A 25461-nucleotide genomic window follows, 5' to 3' on the forward strand; every position below is an offset into this window, starting at 1 on the left:
TTCCTGCGTTACTGCCTGACTGCGCGGGGTCATGAACCTCTCAATAATAGAACCTTGTTGCGAACGATTCGCAAGAGCACGTCCGTCACAACTACCCAGGGTTCTCACCGTGCTCTTTGCCTAAAATATGGGACATTAGATGACGAAGATATATAAACAGGAGGAGCCGGCCCATGTCCCCCGTGATCAAAGAACATGCCCGAGCCCGGCTCGTCACCGACGCCCGCGACCTGCCCACGGTCCCGGTCGAGCTGCGGTACGACCCCGCCGACGAACCGCATACGATCCGGGTCGCCTTCCCCGGCGGCGCGGAGTGGGCCGTCGAACGCGAGCCGCTGGAGCGCGGGCTGCGCGCCCCGGTCGAGCACGACAGCTACCGGATCTGGCCGTGCGGCCGGGCTCAGCTCGTCGTCGAGCTCCACGCGCCGACCGGCGTCGAGGTGGTGCAGTTCGACAGCGCCCCCTTGATCCGCTTCCTGCGGCGCACCCACACCGGGGCCAGGACCGAGACCGCCCGCGCCTGAGATCCCGTACGTCATGCCGAGAGCCCCCGTGCACACCAGGTGCACGGGGGCTCTCGTCGCTCCGGTCCCCCGTCCCCACAGGTAACCGGCGCATCCGGGGCCGCGCTCCGCTCAGGCGCGGCTCCGGAGGTCTGCGGCTCTCAGCGGCGGGTCAGACGCGGGTCAGCTCGCGCTCTCCGCCGTGGTCCGGACCGGAGCCGTCCTCGGAGGCGCCGAGCTCCTTGCGGAGCCCCTCGCCCTCCACGTCCACGTTGGGCAGGACCCGGTCCAGCCAGCGCGGCAGCCACCAGGCCCGCTTGCCGAGCAGGGCGAGAACCGCGGGCACGATCGCCATCCGGACGACGAACGCGTCGAAGAAGACGGCGATGGCCAGCGAGAAGCCGATCATCTTGATCATCGACTCGCTGGAGCCGATGAAGCCGGAGAAGACCGCCATCATGATCACGGCCGCGGCCGTGACCACCCGGGCACCGTGCTTGAAGCCGGTGACGATCGCCTGGCCGGGCTGCTCGCCGTGGACGTACGCCTCACGCATCCGGGTGACGAGGAAGACCTCGTAGTCCATCGCGAGACCGAAGACCACACCCACCATGAAGATCGGCATCATCGACATGATCGGACCGGTCTGCTCGACCCCGAGGAGCGAGCCGAGCCAGCCCCACTGGAAGACCGCGACGACCGCGCCCAGGGCCGCGACGACCGAGAGCAGGAAGCCGAGCGCCGCCTTCAGCGGCACCAGGACCGACCGGAAGACCACCATCAGCAGCAGGAAGGCGAGGCCGACGACGAGCGCCAGGTACGGCAGCAGCGCGTCGTTCATCTTCTGCGAGAAGTCGATGTTCATCGCGGTGGAGCCGGTGACCAGGATCTCGGCGCCGGTGTCGGACTTGATGTCCTTGCCCGCGTCGCGGATCTCGTGGACCACGTTCTCGGTCTCGACCGAGCTGGGCCGGTCCTTCGGGACGACGGTGATCATCGCCGCGTCGCCGGCCTTGTTGAAGTTGGCCGGGGTGACGGCGACGACGCCGGGCATGTCGGAGATCTCGTCGCCGACCCGCTTGGCGGCGGTCTTGCCGTCGGAGCTGTTCTCGGTGTCGACGACGACCATCAGCGGGCCGTTGAAGCCGGGGCCGAAGCCGTCGGAGAGCAGGTCGTAGGCGCGGCGCTGGGTGGTGCTGGTGGGCTGGGAGCCGTCGTCCGGCAGGCCCATCTCCAGGGACGCGGCCGGGATCGCGATGGCGCCCAGGCCGAGGACGCCGACGAGCAGCACCCACACGGGCTTGCGCAGCACGAACCGTGCCCAGCGGGTGCCCATGTTCGGCTTGGCCTCGGGCTTGTTCTCCGCCTCCGCGGCCTTGCGCGCCTTGCGCCCCATGACCCGCTTGCCCGCGAAGCCCAGCATGGCCGGGACGAGGGTGAGCGCGATGAGGACGGCGATGGCGACCGTACCGGCCGCGGCGAAGCCCATCTTCGACAGCATCGGGATGTTGACGACGGCCAGGCCGACCAGGGCGATGACCACGGTGAGCCCGGCGAAGACGACCGCGGAACCGGCCGTGCCGACCGCGCGTCCCGCCGCTTCCTCGCGCTCCCGGCCCTCGGCCAGTTCGGCGCGGTAGCGGGAGACGATGAACAGCGCGTAGTCGATGCCGACCGCGAGGCCGATCATCATCGCGAGGGTCGAGGTGGTGGACCCGAGGTCCAGCACGTTGGCCAGCGCCGTGATCGACGAGACGCCGATGCCGACGCCGATCAGCGCGGTGAGCAGGGGCAGCCCCGCCGCGATGAGCGATCCGAAGGTGATGACGAGGACCACCGCGGCCAGGGCGACACCGATGATCTCGGTGGCTCCGGTCTCCGGCATCACCTGGAGCGCGTCACCGCCGATCTCCACGGTCATCCCGGTCTTCTGCGCCGCCTCGCCCGCGTCCTCCAGGGCGTCCCGGGTCGCGTCGGTCAGCTCCATCGAGTTGACCTTGTAGGTGACCGAGACGTACGCGGTCGAGCCGTTCTTGGAGACGGCCTTCCCGTCGTACGGGTCGACGACCGAGGCCACCTGGTCCGAGCCGGACTTCAGCTGGGCGGTGATCTTCTTGACGTCGGCCTTGTTGGCCGGGTCCGTCATCTTCTCGTTGTCGGGGGCCTTGAAGACGATGCGCGCGGTCGCGCCGTCGGCACTGGCCGCGGGGAACCGCTGTTCCAGCAGGTCGAAGGCCTTCTGCGCCTCCGTACCCGGGATCGAGAAGGAGCTGGAGGTGGCGGTGGACGCGGAGGCCGCGCCGAATCCGGCGAGTGCCAGCAGTGCCACCCAGATCAGGGCGACATAGCGGCGGCGCCGGAAGGCGAGCCGTCCGATTTTGTAGAGGAATGTGGCCACGGGGGCGTACTCCCGGTCAGGTCGTTGAGTGGAAAAGGGCGTGAGGAACCAGCCCGACGACGAGAGCGGCGTGTCAGGTGGGGCTTGGGGAGAGGGACGGGGGTCAGACTCCGAGAGCGGGGAGGATCACGGAGTCGACGTAATCGGTGAGGAACGCGTGATCGACAGCGCGGTCCTCGATCAGCTGCCGAGCGGTGAAAGCACCGATCAGCATGTGCGGTACGTACTGCAGCGCCGGATTGTCCGGGCGCAGCTCACCCCGGTCCAGGGCTCGGCTCAGCAGCTTTTCGAGACCGGTCATCTCCGGCTCGACCAGCAGTTCGCGCAGGGCCTGGAGGAGGTCGGGGTTGTCGTGGACGGCATGGGTCAGACCCCGCATCAGCGCGGCGTCCTTCTCCATCTGGCAGTCGTCGGTACGGCTCAGGACGGCGTGGAAGTCACCGCGCAGCGAGCCGGTGTCGACTTCGCCGAGGGAAACGGGCTTGTTGTGCCGCAGAGCCGTGACGACGAGCTTGGGCTTGCTCCCCCACTGGCGGTAGAGGGTGGCCTTGCTGGAACGCGTGCGCGCGGCGACGGCGTCCATGGTCAGGGCGTCGTAACCGACCTCGCGGAGCAGGTCGAGCACGGCGGCGTACAGCTCGCTCTCGCGCTCGGGCGTGAGCCGTGTGCGTGCCATGTGCCGACCCCCCGTTCCAGAGCTCGTGCGATGTGTACGCCACTCGACCGGATGCCGCTCGGTCGAACACCAGTCAACCGAACGTCAGTCAATCGAACGAAACTGTTTCGTACACATCGACCGTACTCCGGGCACCCAGCGAAACGGAATCGTTTCGCTTGTGTCCCGCACCACACGTTGGGGTGCCGTTGACGAGCGAAGCAGCCCGGCCGGGCTGGCGGACCTGGTACATGTACCGGCTTCGGAACGAAGACCACGCTGCCCCGGGACGCCGAAATGCCCCGGGGCAGCGTGGGTGAGCGGCAGTGACAGGGCTATCGGGAGAGTCGCAGATCCCAGCCGTCACCGTTGCGGACCAGGGCGGGGGTGTAGGTGGCGGGGGCGGGGCGCCCGGCCTCTTCCCACTGCTTCAGCCAGTCGCGCAGGACGGTCAGGGACGGGGAGTCGGGGACGTCGGCGAGGATCGTGCCGTCCTGTTGGATGACGGCGGCCGTCGTGGTGGTGGTGTGACCGATCGCCCACAGGTCCGGCCTCAGCCCGGCCGCGGTGAGCCGGTGGTCGCCGCGGGTGGCGGCGAAGGTCCGCCAGGACGGCAGGTCGATCTCCGCGCCCGCGTACGGCTCGGTGTGCGCGTCCTTCAGCAGCCGGTCCAGCGCGATGCGGGCACCGGTGTGCAGGTGGTCGTCCTCGCCGCGCCAGGCGATCGAGATCCAGGACGGGTCGGGGACACGGTTCTCCCAGTCCACCCACCGGCCGGGCAGGTCGAGGTCGGTCTTCGGTGAGCTGGTCGCCTCGATGTACCCGCCGGTGAACACTTCCTCTACGGCCGGCTCGCCGCTGGTGACGCGGATCTTGGCGACCACGGTCATGTTGGGCACGGCCGCGATCGGCAACGGGGCGACGATGAGGCCGCCGTCGACCACCTGGTCCACCCACGCGCCTGGCAGCAGCGGCGGGGTGCACCAGGCCACCATCCGGTCGTACGGGGCCCGCGTGGGGAAGCCGCCGGTGCCGTCGGCGGCGTGACAGCGGACATGGTTCACGCCCCGCTGGTGGTGGATGAGGCCCGCCCAGCGGGTCAGGTAGGTGTCGATGTCGAGGCTGGTCACCCTGCCCGTGGGGCCGACGAGCTCGGCGAGAAGACCGCCGGAGTAGCCGGAGCCGGTGCCGAACTCCACCACGTTCATCCCCGTCTCGACACCCAGCGTGGTCAGTTCACGGTGGATGACGGCCGGGTTCGAGCGGTGCGGGGTGGCGCCGCGGCCTTCGTGGTGGGTGTAGTGGCGCTCGGGGACGGTCTCGGCGGCCAGGGCGACGGCGGACATCAGCTCGCTCCTTCGAGGGGTACGGGTACACGCATTCGGTCAACTGCTCCGGGCGGGTGAAGGACACGGCGCCCGGTGACGCGATCAGATGGTCAGTGCGGTGTGGTGGTGCCAGCCCGCTTCGGTGTATTCACCGACCGGGCCGTGGCCAGGCAGCTCCGCCCAGGCGTGGTACTCGACCGGCGGCGGGGAGAACCGCGCACCCAGGCACCAGTTCAGGCGCCGCCCCATGAGGGCTGCGGCCAGTACCGCGCCGAGGAAGTGACGGACCCGGCCCGGTTCCAGACCGCCCGCAGCAGTGCCCGAGCCCCGCCCGGCCAGTCGCAACCTGGAAGAACGCTTGTGATCCACGACCCCAGTACCGCACCAAGGGCGCCCCCGTCCTCGGCGTTCCCCACGGCACGCCGGGCCCGCACGGCGCGGCACACACGCCCCTTCGATCAAAAGGTTACTCACGGGTTACTTGGCACCTGGTTCCCCGCTCGTCAACGGCACCCCAAGTTGCCGCCGCCCCCGTGCACGGAAAGCATTGGGGGGTGAGTGACGACGTCTCGTATCTCCGGTTCCCGCACCTCCACGAGGATCTGCTCTGCTTCGCCGCGGAGGACGATCTCTGGGTCGCCCCCCTCGTCCCCGAGGGCGACCGGCCCGGACGGGCCTGGCGGGTGACCGTCGACCGCACCAGGGTCAGCCACCCCCGCTTCTCCCCCGACGGGACCCGGATCGCGTACACGACCTGGCGCAGCTTCGACCCCGAGATCCATCTCGCGCCCGTCACCGGCGGCCCGGCCCGCCGGCTCACCTACTGGGGTTCGACGGACGCCCGGGTCTGCGGCTGGACCCCGGACGACGGCGACGCCGCGCAGATCCTCGCCGTCTCCTCGCACCGGCAGCCGTTCTCGTACTTCTCCTGGGCCTACAGCGTGCCCACGGACGGCAGCCCCGGCGGCCGGCTGCCCTGGGGCCCGGTCTCCGACATCGCCGTCGCTGACATCGCGGGCGAGCGCCGCACCCTGCTGCTCTCCGGCACCCCGCCGCACGAGCCGGCCGCCTGGAAGCGGTACCGGGGCGGGGCGACGGGACGCCTGTGGCTGCACGGCGAGCGGCTGCTCCCGGACATCGGCGGACACCTCGCCTCGCCGATGTTCGTCGCCGGCCGGATCGCCTTCCTCTCCGACCACGAGGGCGTCGGCAACCTCTACTCCTGCCTCCCCGACGGCACCGACCTGCGCCGCCACAGCGACCACGACGCGTTCTACGCCCGGCACGCCTCCAGCGACGGACGGCGGGTCGTCTACCAGTGCGCGGGCGAGCTGTGGCTGGCCGACGACCTGGAGTCGCCCGGCGCGGTCCCCCGCAGGCTGGAGGTACGGCTCGGCGGCCAGCGCGCCGGCCGGCGCGCGTGCCAGGTGCCGGCCGCCAGCCATGTCGACTCGCTCTCCGTGGACGAGACCGGCCGGGCCAGCGCCGTATCGGTACGCGGCAGCCTGTACTGGCTCACCCACCGCGACGGCCCCGCCCGCACCATCGCCGACACCCCGGGCGTACGGGTGCGGCTGCCGGAGATGCTCGGCAGCGGCGGCCAGGTGGCGTACGTGACGGACGCGGCGGGCGAGGACGCGATCGAGATCGCCTACCTGCCGCGTGCCAGCGGCGACCGCGCCCCGCGCCGGCTCGCCTCCGGCCAGGTCGGCCGGGTCCAGGAGCTGATCGCGGACGCGGACGGCGAGACGCTCGCGATGGCCTCGCACGACGGCCGGCTGCTCCTCCTGGACACCGCGGAGGACGGCACCGGCGAACCCGTCGAACTGATCCGCTCCCTCAACGGCCCGGTCCGCGATCTGGCGTTCTCCCCGGACGGGGCCTGGCTGACCTGGTCGCACCCCGGCATCGGCCGCTCGCTGCGGCAGATCAAACTCGCCCGGATCATGGGCGCCGACTCCCCCGTGGTCGTCGATGTCACCAACGGCCGCTTCGAGGACGAGAACCCCGTCTTCACGGGCGACGGCCGCTATCTCGCGTTCCTGTCCTGGCGCGGCTTCGACCCGGTGTACGACGTGCACACCGGCGACCTCTCCTTCCCGCTCGGCTGCCGCCCGTACCTGGTCCCGCTCTCCTCCGCGACCCCCTCCCCCTTCGCGCTCTCCCCCGACGGCCGGCCCGCCGCGGGCGGCCTCGACCCGGTGGAGGCGGGTGCGTCGGAGGGGTCCACGGTCACCGTCGAGTTCGAGGGCCTGGAGAACCGGGTCACGCCGTTCCCGGTCTCCGCCTCCAAGTACTCGGCGCTGTACCCGGTCAGCGGCGGCGGACTGGTCTGGCTGCGCTGGCCGATCTCCGGCGCGCTCGGCGAGACGTTCGCCAACCCGGCGGACATGTCGGGCCGGCCGACGCTGGAGCACTTCAGCATCGCCAAGGCGAAGAGGACCGAACTCGTCAGCCACCTCGACTGGTTCGCCGTCAGCGGCGACGCCTCCCGGCTGGTCGTGATGGACGACGGCGAGCTGCGCGCCGTCCCCGCGAACGAGCCGGGCGACAACGACTCCACGGTCTACCTGGACCTGCGCCGCATCCTGCACGAGGTGGACCCGGCGGCGGAGTGGCGGGGCGCGTACGGCGAGGCCGGGCGCATCATCCGCTCCTACTTCTGGGAGCCGGACATGTGCGGCATCGACTGGGACGCGATCCTGGACCAGTACCGCCCGCTGGTCGAACGGGTCGCCACCCCGGACGAGTTCGCCGATCTCCTGCGCGAGGTCCTGGGCGAACTAGGCACCTCGCACGCCTACGTCGCCCCCGCCCGCCGCAACGAGGGCCCGCCCCACTACCAGCGCGCGATGGGCCTGCTCGGCGCGAACCTGGTGTGCCGGGACGGCGCCTGGACCGTCCAGCGCATCCTGCCCGGCGACTCCTCGGACTCCAAGGCCCGCTCCCCACTGGCCGGTACGGGCATCAGGGAGGGCGCGGTCCTCACCCATGTCGACGGCCGCCCGGTGGACCCGGTCGCCGGCCCCTACCCGCTCCTGTCCGCCGCGGGCGGCACCACGGTCGAGCTGACCTTCAGGCCGGCCGAGAGCGAGGGCCGCTCCCGCCGGGTCGCGATCGTCCCGCTGGTCGACGAACGCCCGCTGCGCTACCAGGACTGGGTGGCCAAGCGCCGCGAGGTCGTACGGGAGGTGAGCGGCGGCCGCTGCGGCTACCTCCACATCCCCGACATGGGCGGCTCCGGCTGGGCCCAGTTCAACCGGGACCTGCGCCTGGAGGTCTCCCGCCCGGCCCTGATCGTGGACGTACGCGGCAACGCGGGCGGCCACATCAGCGAACTCGTCGTCGAGAAACTCACCCGCACGATCCTCGGCTGGGACCTCACCCGCAACGCCCAGCCCGTCAGTTACGCCTCGAACGCCCCCCGCGGCCCGGTGGTCGCCCTGGCCGACGAGGCGACCTCCTCCGACGGCGACATGATCACCGCCGCGTTCCGCCTGCTGAAGCTGGGCCCGGTGGTGGGCCAGCGCACCTGGGGCGGCGTGGTCGGCATGACCGGCCGCCACCAACTGGGCGACGGCACGGTGATCACGGTCCCGATGAACGCCGCGTGGTTCGACGCCTACGGCTGGTCGGTGGAGAACCACGGCGTCTCCCCCGACGTGGAGGCCCTGCGCACCCCCCTGGACTGGGCGGAGGGACGCCACGCGGTGCTGGACGACGCGGTCTGGATGGCCCTGGACCTGCTGGCCGCCAGTCCCCCGGCGAGCCCACCGACGTACGAGGGCGCCCCGAACCTGAGGCGGCCGCCGCTGCCGCCGCGGTAGGGAGACCGTTCGGGGGCAACCATTCCCGTGGCCCGATGGTCGTATCCGACGCCATCCGCATACCGGGTGGGCATCGTCGGCTCCGCCTCGGGACATCACCGAGGTGCTGAAACTTGGGGAACGCCTTCATGCGTCACCGCACCACCCTGGCAGCCTTCGCCGGGGCACTCGTCCTGTCCGCGCTCGCGATCCCGGGGGCCGCGCAGGCGGATGAGGTCTCGGGCAACATCACGCTCACGAAAGTGGTCGTCAACGGCGGGAAGAACATCGTCCTGGGGACTACGGATGTGAAGAGCTTCACCATCGCGGTGACCGCCACGGACGACTCGGGCATCGAGGTGGGAAAGACGTTCCCGGTCATGTGGCACGGCCCCATCCACAAGCCGACCGGCGACCCCTGGGGTCTCGTGGGCGCCAACCCGGACGAGGGTAAGTGCGTGACCCCGAAGCCCACCACGACGACCTGCACCTACACCCTGAAAATGAACCCGCGCATCCACCCCCAGGACAACACCACCGCCGGAACCTGGACCGTGAGCGCCTACGCCCTGGGCAACGACGGCGACTACATCGGCAAGGACTCCGCCGCGAAGGTGAAGGTCCTGCGCAACTCCAAACTGACCGTCAACGCCTCGCCGGAACCGGTGAAGAAGAACAGGACGATCACCGTCACCGGCGCGCTGACCCGTGCCAACTGGGAGACCTACAAGTACGCGGGCTACACCAAGCAGCCGGTGAAGCTCCAGTTCAAGAAGAAGGGCACAACCACTTACAAGACCCTCAAGACCGTCACGACGGACGGCAAGGGCAACCTGCGGACAACGACGAAGGCCACGGCGGACGGCTACTTCCGCTACTCCTTCGCAGGCACGCCCACGACCCCGGCGGTCTCCTCCGCGGTGGACTACGTCGACGTGAAGTAACCCCACGGAGGACCGCGCCGACGTCCGGAAGGACACGGCCAGCCGCTGCCATGCTCGACGCAGCGCCTGCCACGGTCGGCCTGGCCGCCCGCTCCGGGGAATCCGGCCCGGGGCAGGGCCCACGCGTCGTCACCTGCCCCGGGAGCGTCTTCCGGCCGAGGTATGCCTCCCGCTCCGCAACCCACTTGGGCCCGCCGGTGCCCGCAGCTCGCACCACACCGTCTTCCCGTACGGCCCCTGCTCCACGCCCCACCGCAGCGCCAACGCGTCCACGAGCAGCAGCCCGCGCCCGCACTCGTCACCGCTCGCCGCGATCCGTATGGCCGGCCAGACGCCGGGCGCGGGATCGCTCAGCTCCACGCGGATGCGGCCGGCGCTCGTACCACTGACGCGGAGCGTGACGGGCGTCCCCTCGCCGATGTGCACGATGACGTTGGTCAGCAACTCGCTGACGCAGAGGGCAAGATCAGGCGAATCCGCACCCCAGTACTGCTCCCGGAGTATCGCCCGCATCTCCGGTACGGCCTTCGGCACGGCGAGCAGGTCCACGGTGAGCGGCAGCGGCGTCATCCCCCGGCCGCCGCGCGCAGCGCCTCGGTCAGCCGCCGCGCGGTCACCACCGTGCAGTTGCCGAGCGCGACCAGCGGTGGATGCTTCGTCCACCCGGCGAACGTCAACGGATCGACGCCGAGCGACGGCAGCGTGATGCCGTGCGCGGCGAGCGCGGCGCGCAGCGCGTCGATGTCCTCGACGATGTCGTACGTGGGTGAGTCGTCCCTGATCTCGTCCATGATCTCGTCCATGAGGAGGCGTACACCTTTCGTTGCTGACTGTGACGAACACCCCACACGCTGCCGCACGGACGTCGACCGTGGAAGGGACTACCGCTCCACAGAGCGCAGCGCGAAAGGGGCACGCGTCGGCGTGGCGACGGATCTCGGCCGACACCGCGGGCATGCGCATGAACTGTCGGCGGTCCGCGTCGGACAGGGACGCACCTCGCCGAACCCTCGCGTGCGACGGAGCGGTGTTGCGACAGCGCCTGACGGCGTCGGTGGAGACGGTCAGGATCGACGGTGACCGGATGGCAGGAGCCACGGGAATGGCCGGGTGGCGCCTCGACAAGGTGAACAAGACGGACGAGTAGGCCTCGGGCGTACACCGTTCGTTGCTTACTGTGACGAACCCCTCACGCGCCGCCGTACGGGCCCCTACCGTGGAGGGGATCACCGCTCCACGGAGCGCAGCGCGAAAGGCGGTCAACGGTGGCCACACGCAAGGAGATCGACGGCTCGGCGGGAGTCCCGCAGTTCTACGGGAACGAGCTGCGCTTCAAACGGGAGCAGGCGGGCCTGACCCTGGAGAAGCTGGTGGACGGCAGCTTCTTCGGCATCACGTACCTGAGCGAGATCGAGCACGGGCATCGACGCATGCCGGTGGAGCTGGCACGGCATGTGGACCGGGTGCTGGGGACGGACGGGTTCTTCGAGCGACGGTGCGAGGACGTGCGGAAGGCCAGGCGCAGGGGGCACGCGCAATATTTCGAGCGCGTGCTGGAAACCGAGAAGCACGCCGAGGTCATCGACGAGTGGTCACCTACGGTCTTCCCTGGTCTGCTCCAGACAGAGCCGTACGTCCGCGCTCTGTTCCGGGCCGAGCGGACATCAACACTTGCTGAGGAGATCGACGCGCGAGTAAATGCGCGGCTAGAACGATCACAGCTTTTCGAGAGCAACCGCCGAACTCCGCAGTACTGGGTCATCCTGCCCGAGGCCCTGCTGTGGATGCCGATCCTGCCGCCGCAACAGATGGCAGAACAGCTCGAACACGTCAGCACGCTCGCCAAGGACGGGAGGATCGTTACGCAGATCCTTCCGTGGAACACCGGAGCACACGCCCTCATGCTGGGCACGGCTATGCTGCTGGACTTCGCAGATGCTCCCCCGCTCTTCTACACGGAGGGTCAGCACCACGGAAACACGATCGACGATCCGGGAATCGTGAAGCAGTATCGGAGGTCCTACGATCTCCTCAAGGCCACTTCCTTGTCGCCGAATCTATCCCTCACCATGATCGAAGCGGCTGCAGAGGACTATCGAAATGGTGCGCAACGCAATCAGCCCAAGTTCCGTGATCTGGCGTAGGAGTAGCCACAGCAACACCTCCGGCGGCAACTGCCTAGAAGTCGCAGTCGGCCTCCCCGGCCTCGTCCCCGTACGCGACTCCAAGCGCCCCGACGGCCCGGCGCTCATCGTGCACGCCGCCGCCTGGGCGCCCTTCGTGGAGTCCGTCAAGGCATCCTGAGCGCCCTCGCGGACCGCAGCCGGCCCCCGCCTGCCCCCATGGGGTCCCGGCACGTCAACTACCGGCCAAACTCAGGTGATTTGGCGACTTCCTCCTCGCCTCGCGACTCCCCGCGGGCGCTTGATGGTGCTCCCGGGGTATGGGGGTGGGACTGACGACCACAAGGGGGAGCCATGGACGACACCGGACCCGTCAACACACCACCGCCCGAGCCGCCACGCCTACCTCCTCCACGGCCGTCGGTTCCCCCCATGCCGCCGCAGGCACGGCCCCTCCAGCCCGGTTCGGTGGTACCGGGACACCTCCAGAACCCCGGAGGGAGCAATAAGCCTCACCGCAGGGGAGACCCCCTGGTCCTCAAGGTCAGCCGACGGACGCTGTGGGTGGGGCCGGCGGCCGTCCCGCTGCACAACATCACCTGGGTCGACGCGTTCAGGCTCAAGCACGACTGGGGCAGGGTCGTCAGCACCCTCGTGCAATGGCTGATCATCGTCGTCCCGATCTTCGGCGCGATCAACTTCCCGAATAACAGCGACTTCCGGCAGCGCCTGAGCGGCATCTTCCTGCTCATCGCCGTCCCGATCCTCCTGGTCGTCGCCATCAAGGATCTGATCACGTCGGCGAAGCCGGTGCTGGTCGTCGTGATGAACAGCGGCGCCAAGGTGATCGTGACCCTGAAGAGCATGGAAGAGCTACAGCAGATCGCCGGACAGATCGTGTACGCGATCGACCACCCGGAAGCCGAGTTCACCGCGATCGTGCGGCAGTTCAACAACAGCACGAACAACTACGGCCCTGTCGTCAACATGAACGGCGGCCGGGAGAACACGGGATTCAAGCTATGAGCGACGCGTCGAACTACTACGGACCCGTGGTCAACATGAACGGCGGCCGCGGGAACATCGGCATCAACAACGGCACCGCCGGCGGCGCCGCCGGGAACGACGAGCTCCGTACCGCTGTCGAGGAGCTCACCCGATTCCTCCAGGAGCTGCGCCCGCACCTCACCCCGGCCCAGGCCCGGACGGTCGAGGGCGCGCTGCCCGAGCTCACTCCCGACCGGAGCGCACTGCGTGAGCGCGGCATGGTCCTGGCATCCGTCGCGCAGATCGCGGCCACGGTCGGCGAGGTGGGCCGGCCCGCCGCGGAGGCGGTGGGGCGGCTGCTCGCGCTGCTGAGCTGACGACCTCACCCGCGAGGGTCAGCGCGAGGACCGTGTCAGGGCGGGCTGATCCTCCGGGTGGGCCGTGGCGCACGGGCGCGTCGCTTGTGGCGTCCCGGGCGGACGGCCTCGCCGCGTCGGCGCGCCCGCCGGCGGGACACGTACGCCGCGGTGAACGCGCAGATCAGGAGCGGCGAGGCGACGAAGACCGTTACGGTCATCGGCCAGTCCGGATCCTTGCCGTACAGCTTCGCGAGCATCCGGACGGCCAGGCAGATGCCGAGCACCACGTAGGCGGCGCCCCCGGCGCGGGCACCCCACGCGGGTCCCCCGAACGATTCCGGCGACCGGTGCGGCCTGAGCAGGGTGCGTCCTCCCCACCCCGCGCAGCCCAGCCCCACGACCGCCGCGAACAGCGCTCCGAACGTGTCGAGCGCATCGGTCTGGATACCGGCCATCCGCGCCTCGCTCTCCTGCTTCACGCGGACCTCGACGTCAAGGGCCGTCCCGGCCGAAATGATGGCCCGCCCGGACGTCGCACGTCATCCGCGGAGCACGGCAGTCGACGGGCCGGGCGGCCTTCCTGATTCCGGCAAGGCGCACGCGAAAGGGGCGCACCCGGAACGAACCCGGGCACGCCCCTCCACACACGTCACTCACACGCGGCCGCAGCCGTCAGCGGTCGAACTTCTCGCGGAGGTCGTCCGCCGCACCCCTGGCCTTGTCGCGACCCTGCTCGGACGCGTCGGAGGCCCGCTCGGACGCGTCCTGCGAACGGTCCTGGCCGTCGCCCTTGCCGTCCTTCATCTTCTTCTGCGCCTGGTCGGCGAGCTCCTGCGCCTTGTCCTTGAACTGGTCGGCGATGCCCATGCTGTTCACTCCTCGGTGGGATGCGTGGGGGACGGCCCGGTAAGGGCCCCGACCAGACTTACACGACCGGGCATTCACCGCATTTCGATCATTTACGCTGTGTGCGCGCCGCCCGTTCGTCCTGGTCAGCGGCACCGCCCGCACCGACGAGCCCCGTGCCGACCCCCTCCAGCCGCGAGCCGAACCTCCGCATCTCGCGCTGGCCGACGACGCCGATCAACGTCGGCAGGTAGCCCCGTACGGACTGCATGCCGCGCAGCCACCACTGTGCGTACACATGCGCGGAGCGGCGCTCGATACCGGCCACTATCCGGTCGACGGCCGGGCCGAGCGGGTACGTCCGGTTCGTCGGCCAGGGCAGCCGCTGCCGCAGCTCGCGCATGACGTCGTCCTCGTCGGCGCCGCGCACCATGTCCGTGTCGGTCCAGGAGAGGTAGCCGACGCCGACCTTCACCCCCCGGTGTCCGACCTCCGCGCGCAGGCTGTGGGCGAACGCCTCGACGCCCGACTTGGACGCGCAGTACGCGGTCATCATCGGCGCCGGGGTCATCGCGGCGAGGGAGGCGATCTGGAGGAAGTAGCCGCGGCTCTCCATGAGGATCGGCAGGAACGCCCGGCCGGTGACCGCGCCGCCGATCAGGTTGACCTCGATGACCCGCCGCCAGGCCACCGGGTCGGAGTCGACGAAGGGGCCGCCCGAGGCGACGCCCGCGTTGGCGACGACCACGTCGATCTTGCCGAACCTGGCCTTGACCTCCTGCGCGACCCGGGCCATCGCCTCGTGGTCGGTGACGTCCGCGTGCCAGTGGTCGCTCTCGCCGTGCAGCCGTTCCGAGACCTTCTTCAGCTCGTCCGGCTCCAGGCCGACCAGTGCCAGTGTCGCGCCGCGCGCCGAGAGCTTGCGGGCCAGCAGCTCGCCCACGCCGCGCGCCGCGCCCGTGACGACGACGACCTGCCCTTGGAGACTGTGCCTGCCGCTCATGCGACCTCCTCTTCCTTGCTCTCGACTTCGGCCGTTCCGCGCACCTGGAGGCACGCGGTCACCAGTTCCCGTATTTTCGCCGTGACCGCCTCCGGCGCCTCCACCGGAGTCATGTGTCCCAGCCCCACCAGCTCGGTGAGACCGAGGCAGTCGGGGAGCGCCGCCGCGAGGGCGCGGGCGTGGACGGGCGGCGTCAGCCGGTCCTCCGCACCCGCGATCACCGCGGTGGGTACCCGCAGCTCCCGTACGCCCTCTTCGAGATCGAGCTCCGCGAGGACATGGCCCCAGGCGACCCGGGCGCCACGGGGGCAGGCGTGCACGATCCGGGCGCAGGTGTCGACCCGGTCCGGGGCCGAACCCGCTCCCATCGTCGCGTACTTGAGGATGCGTCGGGAGAGCGGAGTGACCGGTCCGAGCGGTGCCCGCGCACCGAGGATCGCCCGCGTCATCCGGGTCCGGACCGCGCCGGCCCGCAGGGGCAGGACCCGCGATTCGGAGATCAGCCGCGAACTGCCGGTGCTGCACAGCAGTATGGCGGCCGCGTGCTCGCGCAGCCCGGTCCGGCGGGAGGCGGCCATCATCGTCATGCCGCCCATGGAGTGCCCCACGAGTACGGCCTTCTCGCCCGATTCCAGCGTGGCGGCGAGGACCGCTTCGAGGTCGTCGGCGAGAGCGTCGGTGGTGTATCCGCCGGGGCCGGCCGCGGGCGAGGTGCCGTGGCCGCGCTGGTCGTAGGCGATGACGCGGTGGTCGACGGCCAGGTCCCGGATCTGGGCGTCCCAGAAGCCGGTGTTGCAGGTCCAGCCGTGGGAGAGGAGCACCGCGGGGGCGCCGTCCTGTCCGTGCACCTCTATGTGTACGCGGGAGCCGTCGGCGGAGACGGCCATCAGTTCGCGTACGGGCACGGGCCGGGTGTTCCGGCCGCTCAGGGGGCGGCTCATCCGGCGACCTCCTCGGCGACGGCCTGCTTCGCGTCCCGCTGCGCGGGCACCCGTACGACCTGGTACTCCGTGATGTCGACCGTCCGCGTCGCCCTGCGGAACTCGGCGGTGGTGCCGGGCCAGACGGTGGTGTTGCGCCCGTTGGCGTCCAGGTACCAGCTGGTGCAGCCGCCGGTGTTCCAGACCGTGCGCTTCATCCGCTCCTGGACGCGGCGGTTCCAGGACCCGACGGCCGAGGGCCGTGCGTCCAGTGCGACGCGGCCGCCCAGCACGTCCAGTTGGCGGAGGTAGTCGGCCATGTAGTCCAGCTGGGCCTCGATCATGAGGATCATCGAGGAGTTGCCCAGGCCCGTGTTGGGGCCGATGATCGTCATCCAGTTGGGGAAGCCGGCCGCGCTCGCGCCGCGCAGCGCCTGCATGCCGCCCTTCCACGACTCGGCGAGCGTGTCACCCTGCGCGCCCACCACGCGTTCGGCGATCGGCATGTCGGTGACGTGGAAGCCGGTGCCGAAGACGATCGCGTCGACCTCGGCCTCCGTACCGTCGGAGGCGACGACGGTCGAACCGCGCACCTCGCTCAGGCCGGAGGCGACGACGTCCACATTGGGCTGGGCGAGCGCCGGGTAGTAGGCGCTGGAGAGCAGGATGCGCTTGCAGCCGATGCGGTACGAGGGGGTCAGCTTGGCCCGCAGCGCCGGGTCCTTGATGGCGCGCGCCATGTTGGACTTGGCTATCCGCTCGACCAGGCCCAGCTGGTCCGGGTGCTTGGTGAAGGCGCTGACCTGCAACTCCCTGATGCCCCAGAGCAGTCCGCGGCGGGCGGTGCCGGTGAAGGGCAGGGTGCGGTGCAGCCAGCGCTCGGCGCCGCTGATCTGCCGGTCCATCCGCGGCATGACCCACGGCGGGGTGCGCTGGAACAGTGTGAGCTTCGCGGCCTTCGGCTGGATCGACGGCACGATCTGGATCGCGGAGGCGCCGGTGCCGATCATCGCGACGCGCTTGCCGGCCAGGTCCGCGTCGTGGTCCCAGCGGGCGGAGTGGAAGACCTTGCCGGGGAAGTCCGCGAGCCCGGGGATGTCCGGCGTCTTCGGGTCGGAGAGCGGGCCGGTCGCGGAGACGACGACATCGGCGAGGACCGTCGTGCCGTTCGCGCTCTCGATGACCCAGTGCAGCTCGTCCCCGTCCCAGCGCATCTTCGTCACCTCATGGTTCAGCCTGAGGTGCGGACGCAGTCCGAAGGTGTCCGCGACGTGCTCCAGATAGGCGCGGATGTGCTCCTGCCCGGAGAAGGTGCGCGGCCACTCGGGGTTGGGGGCGAACGAGAACGAGTAGAGGTGGGACGGTACGTCGCAGGCGCAGCCCGGATAGCTGTTGTCGCGCCAGGTGCCACCGACGGAACCGGCGCGTTCCAGGATCACGAAATCGGTGATGCCTTCGCGGCGGAGCCGGACGGCGGCCCCGAGGCCCCCGAATCCGGATCCGATCACCGCCACTCGTACATGTTCGTGCTGGGCCATGCTGCCGCCTCCCCGCGGTACGTCACACGACTCTGCCAGCAATCACTGGCACAGTTGGGAGACTAGAGCAGGCCCGTACCGATGGGTAGGGGTGCGGCGGGGGAAAGTTACCGGCGGTACAACAAGCGGGTTCCCCAGCGGGGCAGGCCGGTAGGGTGCGGGGGTGGCTGACGGACGCAAGCACCGCGAATACCGCATGGAGGAGCTGGCCAAGGAGGCCGGCATCCCCGTCCGGACCCTGCGCTTCTACCGGGAACGCGGCCTGATCTCGCCGCCGCGCCGCGAGGGCCGCATCGCCTGGTACGACGACCACCACCTGGCCCGGCTGCGCACCATCACGGGCCTGCTGGAGCGCGGCCACACCCTCACCGGCATCGCCGACCTCGCCCGCACCTTCGAGAGCGGCCGCGATGTCGCCGAGGTGCTGGGCCTGGGCGAACCGACCGAGGAGACCCCGGTCCGGCTCACGCCCGAACAGCTCGCGGACTACTTCGAGGGCGAGTCCACCCCGGAGAACCTGGCGGCGGCCATGGAACTGGGCTACCTCGGCACGGACGGCGACGAGATCGTGCACATCAGCCGCCGCCTCCTGGAGGTGTCGGCCGAACTGGTGCGGGAGGGGGTCCCGCTCGCCACGGTCCTCGCCTCCGGCCGCCGGGTCCGCGAACACGCGGACGCCCTCGCCGACCTCTTCGTCGCGACCCTGCGCGAGCACAGCGAGGAGGAGGAACCACCCCAGCTGCGGCCGCTGGCCCGCGCGGTGGTGGACGCGGAACTCTCCATGGCCCTGGACCGGCGGCTGCGCCGCGACGCGGAGGCGGCGCGGCCGCCGACGACGTAGGTCCCGCTCCTACTGCTCGTACACCACCGTCACCGGCGCGTGGTCGCTCCAGCGCTCGGCGTGCGTGGCGGCCCGTTCGACCCACGCCTTGACCGCGCGGGCGGCCAGTCCCGGGGTGGCCACCTGGTAGTCGATGCGCCAGCCGGTGTCGTTGTCGAAGGCGCGCCCGCGGTAGGACCACCACGAGTACGGCCCCTCGACGTCCGGGTGCAGGGACCGCACGACGTCGACGTACGCGGCCTCCCCGAAGACCCGGGTCATCCACTCCCGCTCCTCGGGGAGGAAGCCGGAGTTCTTCTTGTTGCCCTTCCAGTTCTTGAGGTCGGCCTCCTGGTGGGCGATGTTCCAGTCACCGCAGACCACCACCTCGCGGCCCTCGGCGGCGGCCCGCGCCCTCAGCCCGGTCAGGTAGGGCAGGAAGAGCGCCATGAAGCGCTCCTTCTCCTCCTGCTTCTCCGTGCCGACCTCGCCGGAGGGCAGATACAGGCTCGCGACCGTGACGCCCGGCAGGTCGATCTCGACGTACCGGCCGCTCGCGTCGAACTCCTCGCTCCCGGCGCCGCCGAAGGCGCCGAAGCCGATCTGCACCCGCTCGGGCGCCCGGCGCGAGTAGAGCGAGACCCCGGCCCGGCCCTTGGCGGCCGCCGGCGCGTGGACGGTGTGCCAGCCCTCGGGCTCACGCACCTCCGCGGGCAGCTGCTCCGGCTCGGCGCGCACCTCCTGGAGGCAGATCACATCGGCGTCGGTCCGCGCCAGCCACTCGACGAAGCCCTTCTTGGCGGCGGCGCGGAGACCGTTTACATTCACGGAGGTCACAGTGAGCATCCCGGCACGATACCGACATCCGGGGCCCGCATACATGTACCATGATTTGCATGAATATCCACACCCGTGCCTTCGATCACCCCGATGCCGTCAAACTCAACGATCGCGTGCAGCTCGAATACGCCGAGCGCTACGGGGACGAGGGCGATGTCACACCGCTGGACGCCACGATGTTCGAGCCGCCGCACGGCCTGTACCTGATCGCCTACGACGCGTCGGACGGCCCGGTCGCCACCGGCGGCTGGCGCTCGCAGGAGCGGAACGCCGAGGGGTACTCGGACGGGGACGCCGAGCTGAAGCGGATGTACGTGATACCCGAGGGGCGCGGCAACGGCCTGGCCCGCCGCATCCTGGCCGCCCTGGAGGCCGACGCCCGCGCGGCCGGCCGCCTGCGCATGGTCCTGGAGACCGGCGACAAGCAGCCCGAGGCCATCGCCCTGTACGCCTCCAGCGGCTACGAGCTCTGCGAGAAGTTCGGCCACTACCGGGACTACGAGAACAGCCGCTGCTACGCCAAGCCGCTGCGGGACACGACCGCCTGAGACCCGGTGCCGACCGGACCCGATGGACCCGGTCCGGACGCCTGCCGCAACCGCCCCGGGTCGCTACCGGACCCGGGCGACACCCACGTAGAACCCGCTGCGCTCCACGACCGGCGCCGGCTCCTCGCGGTACCACTCGGTCGCCGGGACGAGTCCGGGTTCGACGAGTTCCAGCCCCTCGAAGAACCGCTCCACCTCGGCACGCGTACGCATCCGCAGCGCGATGGCGCCCTTCCGGTACGCCGTCTCGGTCTCCTGCCTGAGCTCCGGATGCTGATCGGCGGTGCCGTGCGAGAGCACCAGGAAGCTGCCCGGCGCGAGCGCGTCGACCAGGGTGCGGGTGATGCCGTACGGGTCCTGGCCGTCCGGCAGGAAGTGCATCAGCGCGATGAGCGACAGGGCGACGGGCCGGTCGAAGTCCAGTAGCTCGCGGGCCCGTTCGAGGATCACCTCCGGCTCCCGCACATCGGCGTCCAGGTAGTCCGTGGCCCCTTCGGGGGTGCTGACGAGCAGCGCCTCCGCGTGACGCAGCACGATCGGGTCGTTGTCCGCGTACACGATCCGGGCCGCCGGCGTGATCGCCTGGACGATCTGGTGGAGATTGGGCTCCGTGGGAATCCCGGTGCCGATGTCGAGGAACTGGTCGATCCCGCCCCGCGCCAGCCAGGCCGACGCCCGGTGCATGAACGCCCGGTTGCGCGCCGCGTTGCCCCGCGCCGCCTCCGGCAGTTTCTCCGCCACCTGCTGATCGACCGGATAGTTGTCCTTGCCGCCCAGCAGCCAGTCGTAGACGCGCGCGGGGTGAGGCTTGCTGGTGTCGATCCGCGGATGGGGTATGCCGGCCGTCACAGGACGCTCCTCTGTACGGGAATCACGGGTGCATCTGAGCAGGCTCAGCGTAGGCGACGTACCGGAGCGGCTCGATCCTCACAGACCGGATCATAGAAATTAAGTTTTTCGCGTTGACGCCTTAAAAAACTCAAGGTAAAAATGAACATGAGCGCATCACCGAGTGTGAGGAGCCGAGGGTGGACTGGCAGGAACTGACGGACCTGACGCAGGGGCGGCCGTTCGTGGTCGAGCGGGTCCGGCTCGCCGACAACGGCGTCGCGGTCGAGGGGCAGTTCGAGCCCCCGCAGCTGGCGCGGCTCGCCGTCGACGACCAGGTGTTCGTTGCCGCGTTCGTGCGGTCGCACGGCTCGATCAAGGAGATGGAGCGGATCTTCGGGGTGAGCTACCCGACGGTCAAGTCCCGGCTGAAGCGGATCGCCGAACACCTCGACTTCGTCGACACCGACCCGGCACCCGCCGGAGCCGATGTCGTCGACCGCCTGCAGCGGGGGGAGATCAGCGCCGAGGAGGCGCTGGCCGAGCTGGAGAGGATCCGGTGATCCCGCAGTTGGTGACGGTGGGCTACCGCCGCGCCGACGGCCGGCGGCGGCGACTGTACGTCCCTCTGCTGCCGGTGGCCGTGCTGCTGTCACCGCTGCTGCTGCTCGCCGTACTGGGCGGGCTGGTCACATGCCGCGTCTTCCGGGTGAGTCCGCTGGGCGCGCTGCGCTGCGCCGGACACCTGCTGTGGGCGCTGCCCGGCACCCGGTTCGAGCTGGAGCAGGGCCCGACGGCCGTGCTGGTAAGCGTCAGATGAATCCGAAGGGGAGAACAACCATGAACGAGCAGCGTCGCCAGATCCTGCAGATGCTGGCCGAGGGCAAGGTCACCGCGGACGAGGCCGAGCGGCTGATCGACGCCCTCGAACGTCAACAGCCCGAGTCTCCGCAGGGAGCCGTTCCCCGGCCGAAGGTGCGGCCCAAGTACCTGCGTGTGGTGGTGAATTCGGAGGACGACGGCGGCGGCGACGGGGCGAGCCGCATCAACATCCAGGTGCCGCTGCAACTGCTGCGCGCGGGGGTCCGCATCGCGAGTCTCCTTCCGCCGCAGGCGCTCACCAAGGCCAACGCGGAACTGCGCAGGTCAGGGGTGCCGATCGACCTCACCGAGCTCAAGCCGGAGCACCTCGAGGAACTCGTCGAGCACCTCGACGAGGTCACCGTCGACGTCGACGACCCCAGCGGCAAGGTGCAGATCTTCTGCGAGTAGCACGGTCGGCACGCTCCTCTCTTCTCTGAGCAGCACCACAGTCACCTCTCCTCTGCGAGCAGCACCGCGGCCGAGTACGGCGACGGCGTACCGCACTTCCCGCGAACCGACGCGCCGTCCCGCGCATCCGGTGAAACCGCCACCCCCCACGAAGTCACCGCGCCCCGGGGGCCTGCACCACCTGCGCGCCGATCCGCCAACCAGCCCATCCCCTGAGTCACTTCAGTCTCGTACGGGAGAACTCCATGCCTCTATCTGTCATGCCCACATCCAGCCTGGGGAGTGGCCCGCAGTCGCCGGCCGCCATCTCCGCCGTCGGCCTGCGCAAGTCGTACAACGACAGACTCGTCCTCGACGGCATCGATCTGCGCATCCCGGCCGGGTCCGTGTTCGCGCTGCTCGGGCCCAACGGCGCCGGCAAGACGACCACCGTGAAGATCCTCTCCACCCTCATCTCCGCCGACGAGGGGCAGGCCCAGGTCGCGGGCCACGACATCGCCACATCACCACAGGCCGTGCGGGCCACGATCGGCGTCACCGGTCAGTTCTCCGCCGTCGACGGCCTGATCACCGGCCAGGAGAACATGCTCCTCATGGCGGACCTGCACCACCTCTCCCGCGGCGAGGGGCGACGGATCGCCGCCGAACTCCTGGCGCGCTTCGACCTCACCGACGCCGCGAAGAAGCCCGCCTCCACCTACTCGGGCGGCATGAAACGCCGCCTCGACATCGCCATGACCCTGGTCGGCGACCCGCGGATCATCTTCCTCGACGAACCCACCACCGGCCTCGACCCCCGCAGCCGCCACAACACGTGGAACATCATCCGCGAACTCGTCGCCGACGGAGTCACCGTCCTCCTCACCACCCAGCACCTGGACGAGGCCGACGAACTCGCCGACCGCATCGCCGTACTCAACAACGGCAGGATCGCCGCCGAGGGAAGCCCCGGCGAGCTCAAGCGGCTCGTCCCCGGCGGTCATGTCCGCCTCCGCTTCACCGACCCGGCGGCGTACCGGTCAGCCGCCCCCGCCCTCCCCGACGCCACCAGCGACGACGAGGCACTGTCACTGCAGATCCCCAGCGACGGCAGCCAGCGCGAGCTGCGCACCATCCTCGACCGCCTCGACTCCGCCGGCATCGAGGCCGACGAACTGACCGTGCACACCCCCGACCTCGACGACGTGTTCTTCGCCCTCACCAGCACCACAGGCATCCCCGACCAGCCCAAGGAGACAGCCCGATGAGCACCCTGACCCTCGCCGCACGCGACTCCGGCACCATGCTCCGCCGCAACCTCCTGCACGCGTGGCGCTACCCGTCCGGGACCCTGAACCTGCTGCTCACGCCGATCATGATGCTGCTCCTGTTCGTCTACATCTTCGGCGACGTGATGAGCGCGGGCATCGGCGGCGGCGGCGCGGACCGCTCCGCGTACATCGCCTACCTCGTCCCGGGCCTGCTGCTGATGACCATCGGCAGCACCGTGATCGGGGCCGCGGTGCACATCTCCATGGACATGTCCGAGGGCCTCATCGCCCGCTTCCGCACGATGGCGATCCACCGGAGCTCTCTGCTCATCGGGCACGTCGTCGGAAGCGTCCTGCAGTCGGTGATGAGCGTGATCCTCGTCGGCGCCGTAGCCGTCGCCATCGGCTTCCGCTCCACCGACGCCGGCGTCCTGGAGTGGATCGCGGCGTTCGGGCTGATCACCCTGTTCTCCCTCGCACTCACCTGGATCGCGATCGGGATGGGCCTGGCCGGCCCGAACCCCGAGGCGGCCGGCAACATGGCCATGCCGCTGATCCTCCTCCCGCTCATCTCCAGCGCCTTCATCCCGGCCGACACCATGCCCGGCTGGTTCCAGCCGATCGCCGAGTACCAGCCCTTCACCCCCGCCATCGAAACCCTGCGAGGACTGCTCCTCGGCACCGGGATCGGCAACAACGGATGGCTCGCCGTCGCCTGGTGCATCGGCCTGATCGTGCTCGGCTACCGCTGGTCCACCTCGCTGTTCAACCGCGACCCGAAGTAGCGGGCCACCACACGAACCACGACCGCGACGACGCGAGGGGCAGACCCCCCCAATCCCTTTGTCTTGAAGCGCACTTCAACAGACACACTCCCCGACAACTACGCCTTCCGGGTCGACGGCGGCCTGGGCGGCCAGAGCGAGCGGCTGCTCGGGAAGTGGCGGCGCAGCCGCGGCGTCGGCGACGAGATAGTCATCGCCACCAAACTGGGCGCCGCGCCCCTCGCACCCGGCACCGGCTACATCGAGAACTTGGAGGGCCTGTCGGCGAAGGCGGTCCGCGACGAGTGGGTGCGAGGTGCGGCGACGACCCGCCGGAACCACGCCGCGACCGAACCCAGCGCCCCCACCCCCAGCCCAGCGGCTGCGGCCCCTGCCGACGCCTCGGGCGGGGCCGCCTTTCGACCCCCTCGATATCGGTCACAGCGGCCGAATATGAGCGCCCCGAAGGAACTGCCGCCAGGTATAGGAAGAGTCAAATTTAACAGACAATACGGGCACCAAGGGTGCTCGAATGGCAAACCCAATACCGCACAACCGGCTGATTATGTGAAGATGAGGCCGACCGATACACCGGAGACGTAGCCATACGGGGGCCGTGCTGTGTTCTGTCGCTCCTTCCCTCCACCGCCGAGAACCTCTGGAGAATACGCGCGTTCCAGGCGTGATTCCTTCCGGCGGCTGGTCATCCGCAGCTCCCCTGTGCTCAGGGCCTGATTGTTCGCACCGCTATAACGGCCGGGACGACGGGACCGCTGATCCGCGGCGCCCACGCATGTTCATGCTTTGCCCCACGCCTACCGGGATCAGGTGCTGAACAATGGTGCAGCGTGATATCGAAGTGAAGCTTCTCCGAACCCTCGTGGCTATTGTCGACGAGAACGGCTTTGCCCGCGCGGCTCAGACACTGCACGTGACGCAGCCGACCGTGAGTCAGCAAATGCAGCGCCTGGAGTCCGTAATCCAGGCTCCGCTGTTCCAACGTGGTAAACGGCCTGTACAGCTCACTCCGGTCGGCCGGGAGTTGGTGGCACATGCCCGTCGCGTCATCCTGCTGAACAGTGAAGTCCTCAGCGAATTGTCGGCCATACACAGCCATCAGTCGTTCAGCATGGGATGTTCGGTGCACCTTGCCGACGGGCTGAAGAGCATGATCAGCCAACTGGCGCTGGAGCGACCCCAGCTGCGGGGGACGATGACGACCGGCCTCAGCTCCGCGCTCGCCGACGGACTCGCCCGCGGGGAGTTCGAGGCGGCCCTGCTCCTGGGGACGGAGACGCCCCGCAGCGAGGTGCTGGGGCGGTTACGTCTGGCCTGGTTCGGCGAAGCCCCCCTCGACTCCGGGGGCAGCCTCCCGATGGCGTTCGACAGCGGGCGTTCGACGCTGAGCACCCGGATCATGGACACGCTGGCCGAGCGCAAGGTCGCCTGGCACTCGGTCCCCTGGTGCTCCGACCCACTGTCGATCCGCGCGTCCGTGCAGGCGGGCCTGGCCTACACGGCCCTACCCGCGAACACCCATCACAACCACCTCTCCCTGCGTCCCACCCCTGCCGGTCTGCTCGGGCCCCCGCCCGAACCCCTCCTCGTCCACCTGGCCTTCTCCTCCACGGCCCGTAAACCCGTCCTCGAGGCGGCGCGCGCCGTGGCCCGCGCGACGCTCAGGGCCCTGCCCGTCCTGCCGCTGTGAGGTGAAGGCCGGCCGGCCCGG

General features: G+C 69.9%; 28 protein-coding genes and 1 pseudogene. 16 read left to right on the plus strand and 13 right to left on the minus strand.

The features are described from left to right. Positions 1 to 173: 173 nt before the first annotated feature. Entirely contained in the window at positions 174 to 524 is a 351-nt protein-coding gene (locus ACIQM0_RS25635; RefSeq protein ID WP_401290669.1) for an SsgA family sporulation/cell division regulator, read from the plus strand. 151 nt (positions 525 to 675) lie between these two features. On the opposite strand, the gene ACIQM0_RS25640 is transcribed toward ACIQM0_RS25635, so the two are convergent. The 4 genes from ACIQM0_RS25640 to ACIQM0_RS25655 form a co-directional block, all read right to left on the minus strand. Then, positions 676 to 2901 (minus strand): MMPL family transporter, encoded by a 2226-nt coding sequence (locus tag ACIQM0_RS25640; RefSeq protein WP_401290671.1) that lies wholly within the window; start codon positions 2899 to 2901, stop codon positions 676 to 678. A 103-nt stretch (positions 2902 to 3004) separates the two neighbouring features. Beyond that, entirely contained in the window at positions 3005 to 3577 is a 573-nt protein-coding gene (locus tag ACIQM0_RS25645; RefSeq protein ID WP_401290673.1) for a TetR/AcrR family transcriptional regulator, read from the minus strand. A 314-nt stretch (positions 3578 to 3891) separates the two neighbouring features. Further along, positions 3892 to 4902, minus strand: a complete 1011-nt coding sequence (locus tag ACIQM0_RS25650; RefSeq protein ID WP_401290675.1) for a protein-L-isoaspartate O-methyltransferase — start codon at positions 4900 to 4902, stop codon at positions 3892 to 3894. 84 nt (positions 4903 to 4986) lie between these two features. Beyond that, complete coding sequence (locus ACIQM0_RS25655; RefSeq protein ID WP_401290678.1) at positions 4987 to 5253, minus strand: hypothetical protein; 267 nt, start codon at positions 5251 to 5253, stop codon at positions 4987 to 4989. Between the two features lie 185 nt (positions 5254 to 5438). On the opposite strand from ACIQM0_RS25655, the gene ACIQM0_RS25660 reads away from it, so the two are divergent. Then, the gene (locus tag ACIQM0_RS25660) at positions 5439 to 8711 is read left to right on the plus strand and encodes a S41 family peptidase (protein ID WP_401290681.1); all 3273 of its coding nucleotides are present in this window, start codon (positions 5439 to 5441) and stop codon (positions 8709 to 8711) included. Positions 8712 to 8839: 128 nt separating this feature from the next. Beyond that, positions 8840 to 9634 (plus strand): DUF5707 domain-containing protein, encoded by a 795-nt coding sequence (locus ACIQM0_RS25665; protein ID WP_401290684.1) that lies wholly within the window; start codon positions 8840 to 8842, stop codon positions 9632 to 9634. 129 nt (positions 9635 to 9763) lie between these two features. On the opposite strand, the gene ACIQM0_RS25670 is transcribed toward ACIQM0_RS25665, so the two are convergent. Next, a complete protein-coding gene (locus ACIQM0_RS25670; protein ID WP_401290687.1) occupies positions 9764 to 10204 on the minus strand; it encodes an ATP-binding protein in 441 nt (146 codons plus the stop codon). Further along, positions 10201 to 10437, minus strand: a complete 237-nt coding sequence (locus ACIQM0_RS25675; protein ID WP_401290689.1) for a hypothetical protein — start codon at positions 10435 to 10437, stop codon at positions 10201 to 10203. The genes ACIQM0_RS25670 and ACIQM0_RS25675 overlap by 4 nt, the downstream gene beginning before the upstream one ends. A gap of 462 nt (positions 10438 to 10899) precedes the next feature. Between ACIQM0_RS25675 and ACIQM0_RS25680 the strand changes: the two genes are divergently transcribed. From ACIQM0_RS25680 to ACIQM0_RS25695, 4 genes are all read left to right on the plus strand, one after another. Continuing rightward, the gene (locus ACIQM0_RS25680) at positions 10900 to 11778 is read left to right on the plus strand and encodes a helix-turn-helix domain-containing protein (protein ID WP_401290692.1); all 879 of its coding nucleotides are present in this window, start codon (positions 10900 to 10902) and stop codon (positions 11776 to 11778) included. Beyond that, positions 11735 to 11938, plus strand: coding sequence for a DUF397 domain-containing protein (locus tag ACIQM0_RS25685; protein ID WP_401290694.1), 204 nt, complete (start codon positions 11735 to 11737; stop codon positions 11936 to 11938). Before ACIQM0_RS25680 ends, ACIQM0_RS25685 begins: the two co-directional genes overlap by 44 nt. A 251-nt stretch (positions 11939 to 12189) precedes the next feature. Beyond that, positions 12190 to 12783, plus strand: coding sequence for a DUF6232 family protein (locus tag ACIQM0_RS25690; RefSeq protein WP_401290696.1), 594 nt, complete (start codon positions 12190 to 12192; stop codon positions 12781 to 12783). Beyond that, complete coding sequence (locus ACIQM0_RS25695) at positions 12780 to 13121, plus strand: hypothetical protein (RefSeq protein WP_401290699.1); 342 nt, start codon at positions 12780 to 12782, stop codon at positions 13119 to 13121. Before ACIQM0_RS25690 ends, ACIQM0_RS25695 begins: the two co-directional genes overlap by 4 nt. 35 nt (positions 13122 to 13156) lie before the next feature. Here ACIQM0_RS25695 and ACIQM0_RS25700 read toward each other — a convergent pair whose 3' ends face one another. The 5 genes from ACIQM0_RS25700 to ACIQM0_RS25720 form a co-directional block, all read right to left on the minus strand. Next, a complete protein-coding gene (locus tag ACIQM0_RS25700) occupies positions 13157 to 13582 on the minus strand; it encodes a hypothetical protein (RefSeq protein WP_401290701.1) in 426 nt (141 codons plus the stop codon). A gap of 193 nt (positions 13583 to 13775) precedes the next feature. Next, complete coding sequence (locus ACIQM0_RS25705) at positions 13776 to 13970, minus strand: hypothetical protein (protein ID WP_363024058.1); 195 nt, start codon at positions 13968 to 13970, stop codon at positions 13776 to 13778. Positions 13971 to 14058: 88 nt separating this feature from the next. Next, on the minus strand, positions 14059 to 14952 hold the full coding sequence (locus tag ACIQM0_RS25710) for an SDR family oxidoreductase (protein ID WP_401290704.1): 894 nt from the start codon (positions 14950 to 14952) through the stop codon (positions 14059 to 14061). Further along, entirely contained in the window at positions 14949 to 15893 is a 945-nt protein-coding gene (locus tag ACIQM0_RS25715; RefSeq protein WP_401290706.1) for an alpha/beta fold hydrolase, read from the minus strand. The genes ACIQM0_RS25710 and ACIQM0_RS25715 overlap by 4 nt, the downstream gene beginning before the upstream one ends. Beyond that, the gene (locus tag ACIQM0_RS25720) at positions 15890 to 17410 is read right to left on the minus strand and encodes a flavin-containing monooxygenase (protein WP_401290709.1); all 1521 of its coding nucleotides are present in this window, start codon (positions 17408 to 17410) and stop codon (positions 15890 to 15892) included. Before ACIQM0_RS25720 ends, ACIQM0_RS25715 begins: the two co-directional genes overlap by 4 nt. A gap of 196 nt (positions 17411 to 17606) precedes the next feature. Between ACIQM0_RS25720 and ACIQM0_RS25725 the strand changes: the two genes are divergently transcribed. Beyond that, the gene (locus ACIQM0_RS25725; RefSeq protein WP_401290852.1) at positions 17607 to 18251 is read left to right on the plus strand and encodes a MerR family transcriptional regulator; all 645 of its coding nucleotides are present in this window, start codon (positions 17607 to 17609) and stop codon (positions 18249 to 18251) included. A 9-nt stretch (positions 18252 to 18260) separates the two neighbouring features. Here the strand turns inward: ACIQM0_RS25725 and ACIQM0_RS25730 are convergent, their stop codons facing one another. Next, a complete protein-coding gene (locus ACIQM0_RS25730) occupies positions 18261 to 19076 on the minus strand; it encodes an exodeoxyribonuclease III (RefSeq protein WP_401290711.1) in 816 nt (271 codons plus the stop codon). 50 nt (positions 19077 to 19126) lie between these two features. Between ACIQM0_RS25730 and ACIQM0_RS25735 the strand changes: the two genes are divergently transcribed. After that, entirely contained in the window at positions 19127 to 19618 is a 492-nt protein-coding gene (locus ACIQM0_RS25735) for a GNAT family N-acetyltransferase (RefSeq protein WP_401290713.1), read from the plus strand. Positions 19619 to 19681: 63 nt separating this feature from the next. Here ACIQM0_RS25735 and ACIQM0_RS25740 read toward each other — a convergent pair whose 3' ends face one another. Continuing rightward, positions 19682 to 20467: an SAM-dependent methyltransferase gene (locus tag ACIQM0_RS25740; protein ID WP_401290716.1), complete on the minus strand. Its 786-nt coding sequence runs from the start codon at positions 20465 to 20467 to the stop codon at positions 19682 to 19684. 179 nt (positions 20468 to 20646) lie between these two features. Here ACIQM0_RS25740 and ACIQM0_RS25745 point away from each other — a divergent pair, with 179 nt between their 5' ends. From ACIQM0_RS25745 to ACIQM0_RS25775, 7 genes and pseudogenes are all read left to right on the plus strand, one after another. Continuing rightward, positions 20647 to 21009 carry a DUF2089 domain-containing protein gene (locus ACIQM0_RS25745; RefSeq protein WP_401290719.1) on the plus strand — a complete coding sequence of 121 codons (363 nt, stop codon included), beginning with the start codon at positions 20647 to 20649 and terminating at the stop codon, positions 21007 to 21009. Then, the gene (locus tag ACIQM0_RS25750; RefSeq protein ID WP_401290721.1) at positions 21006 to 21266 is read left to right on the plus strand and encodes a hypothetical protein; all 261 of its coding nucleotides are present in this window, start codon (positions 21006 to 21008) and stop codon (positions 21264 to 21266) included. The genes ACIQM0_RS25745 and ACIQM0_RS25750 overlap by 4 nt, the downstream gene beginning before the upstream one ends. Before the next feature lie 20 nt (positions 21267 to 21286). Further along, positions 21287 to 21718: an SHOCT-like domain-containing protein gene (locus tag ACIQM0_RS25755; protein ID WP_401290724.1), complete on the plus strand. Its 432-nt coding sequence runs from the start codon at positions 21287 to 21289 to the stop codon at positions 21716 to 21718. 260 nt (positions 21719 to 21978) lie between these two features. Continuing rightward, positions 21979 to 22965 carry an ATP-binding cassette domain-containing protein gene (locus ACIQM0_RS25760; protein WP_401290727.1) on the plus strand — a complete coding sequence of 329 codons (987 nt, stop codon included), beginning with the start codon at positions 21979 to 21981 and terminating at the stop codon, positions 22963 to 22965. Further along, a complete protein-coding gene (locus ACIQM0_RS25765) occupies positions 22962 to 23753 on the plus strand; it encodes an ABC transporter permease (protein ID WP_401290730.1) in 792 nt (263 codons plus the stop codon). Before ACIQM0_RS25760 ends, ACIQM0_RS25765 begins: the two co-directional genes overlap by 4 nt. Before the next feature lie 93 nt (positions 23754 to 23846). Then, positions 23847 to 24035: pseudogene (locus tag ACIQM0_RS25770) on the plus strand (aldo/keto reductase); the annotation flags it as partial. Between the two features lie 535 nt (positions 24036 to 24570). Further along, complete coding sequence (locus ACIQM0_RS25775; protein WP_401290732.1) at positions 24571 to 25440, plus strand: LysR family transcriptional regulator; 870 nt, start codon at positions 24571 to 24573, stop codon at positions 25438 to 25440. Positions 25441 to 25461 lie beyond the last annotated feature (21 nt).

Source organism: Streptomyces sp. NPDC091387, assembly GCF_044756945.1.
In the GTDB taxonomy this organism is placed as follows: domain Bacteria; phylum Actinomycetota; class Actinomycetes; order Streptomycetales; family Streptomycetaceae; genus Streptomyces.

Coding starts and splice junctions, on each gene's coding strand:
- ACIQM0_RS25635 (WP_401290669.1), top strand. CDS start 174: ATGTCCCCCGTGATCAAAGAACATGCCCGAGCCCGGCTCGTCACCGAC.
- ACIQM0_RS25645 (WP_401290673.1), bottom strand. CDS start 3,577: ATGGCACGCACACGGCTCACGCCCGAGCGCGAGAGCGAGCTGTACGCC.
- ACIQM0_RS25650 (WP_401290675.1), bottom strand. CDS start 4,902: ATGTCCGCCGTCGCCCTGGCCGCCGAGACCGTCCCCGAGCGCCACTAC.
- ACIQM0_RS25665 (WP_401290684.1), top strand. CDS start 8,840: ATGCGTCACCGCACCACCCTGGCAGCCTTCGCCGGGGCACTCGTCCTG.
- ACIQM0_RS25670 (WP_401290687.1), bottom strand. CDS start 10,204: ATGACGCCGCTGCCGCTCACCGTGGACCTGCTCGCCGTGCCGAAGGCC.
- ACIQM0_RS25675 (WP_401290689.1), bottom strand. CDS start 10,437: ATGGACGAGATCATGGACGAGATCAGGGACGACTCACCCACGTACGAC.
- ACIQM0_RS25685 (WP_401290694.1), top strand. CDS start 11,735: ATGGTGCGCAACGCAATCAGCCCAAGTTCCGTGATCTGGCGTAGGAGT.
- ACIQM0_RS25690 (WP_401290696.1), top strand. CDS start 12,190: ATGCCGCCGCAGGCACGGCCCCTCCAGCCCGGTTCGGTGGTACCGGGA.
- ACIQM0_RS25695 (WP_401290699.1), top strand. CDS start 12,780: ATGAGCGACGCGTCGAACTACTACGGACCCGTGGTCAACATGAACGGC.
- ACIQM0_RS25705 (WP_363024058.1), bottom strand. CDS start 13,970: ATGGGCATCGCCGACCAGTTCAAGGACAAGGCGCAGGAGCTCGCCGAC.
- ACIQM0_RS25710 (WP_401290704.1), bottom strand. CDS start 14,952: ATGAGCGGCAGGCACAGTCTCCAAGGGCAGGTCGTCGTCGTCACGGGC.
- ACIQM0_RS25715 (WP_401290706.1), bottom strand. CDS start 15,893: ATGAGCCGCCCCCTGAGCGGCCGGAACACCCGGCCCGTGCCCGTACGC.
- ACIQM0_RS25720 (WP_401290709.1), bottom strand. CDS start 17,410: ATGGCCCAGCACGAACATGTACGAGTGGCGGTGATCGGATCCGGATTC.
- ACIQM0_RS25725 (WP_401290852.1), top strand. CDS start 17,607: ATGGAGGAGCTGGCCAAGGAGGCCGGCATCCCCGTCCGGACCCTGCGC.
- ACIQM0_RS25730 (WP_401290711.1), bottom strand. CDS start 19,076: ATGCTCACTGTGACCTCCGTGAATGTAAACGGTCTCCGCGCCGCCGCC.
- ACIQM0_RS25735 (WP_401290713.1), top strand. CDS start 19,127: ATGAATATCCACACCCGTGCCTTCGATCACCCCGATGCCGTCAAACTC.
- ACIQM0_RS25755 (WP_401290724.1), top strand. CDS start 21,287: ATGAACGAGCAGCGTCGCCAGATCCTGCAGATGCTGGCCGAGGGCAAG.
- ACIQM0_RS25760 (WP_401290727.1), top strand. CDS start 21,979: ATGCCCACATCCAGCCTGGGGAGTGGCCCGCAGTCGCCGGCCGCCATC.
- ACIQM0_RS25765 (WP_401290730.1), top strand. CDS start 22,962: ATGAGCACCCTGACCCTCGCCGCACGCGACTCCGGCACCATGCTCCGC.
- ACIQM0_RS25775 (WP_401290732.1), top strand. CDS start 24,571: ATGGTGCAGCGTGATATCGAAGTGAAGCTTCTCCGAACCCTCGTGGCT.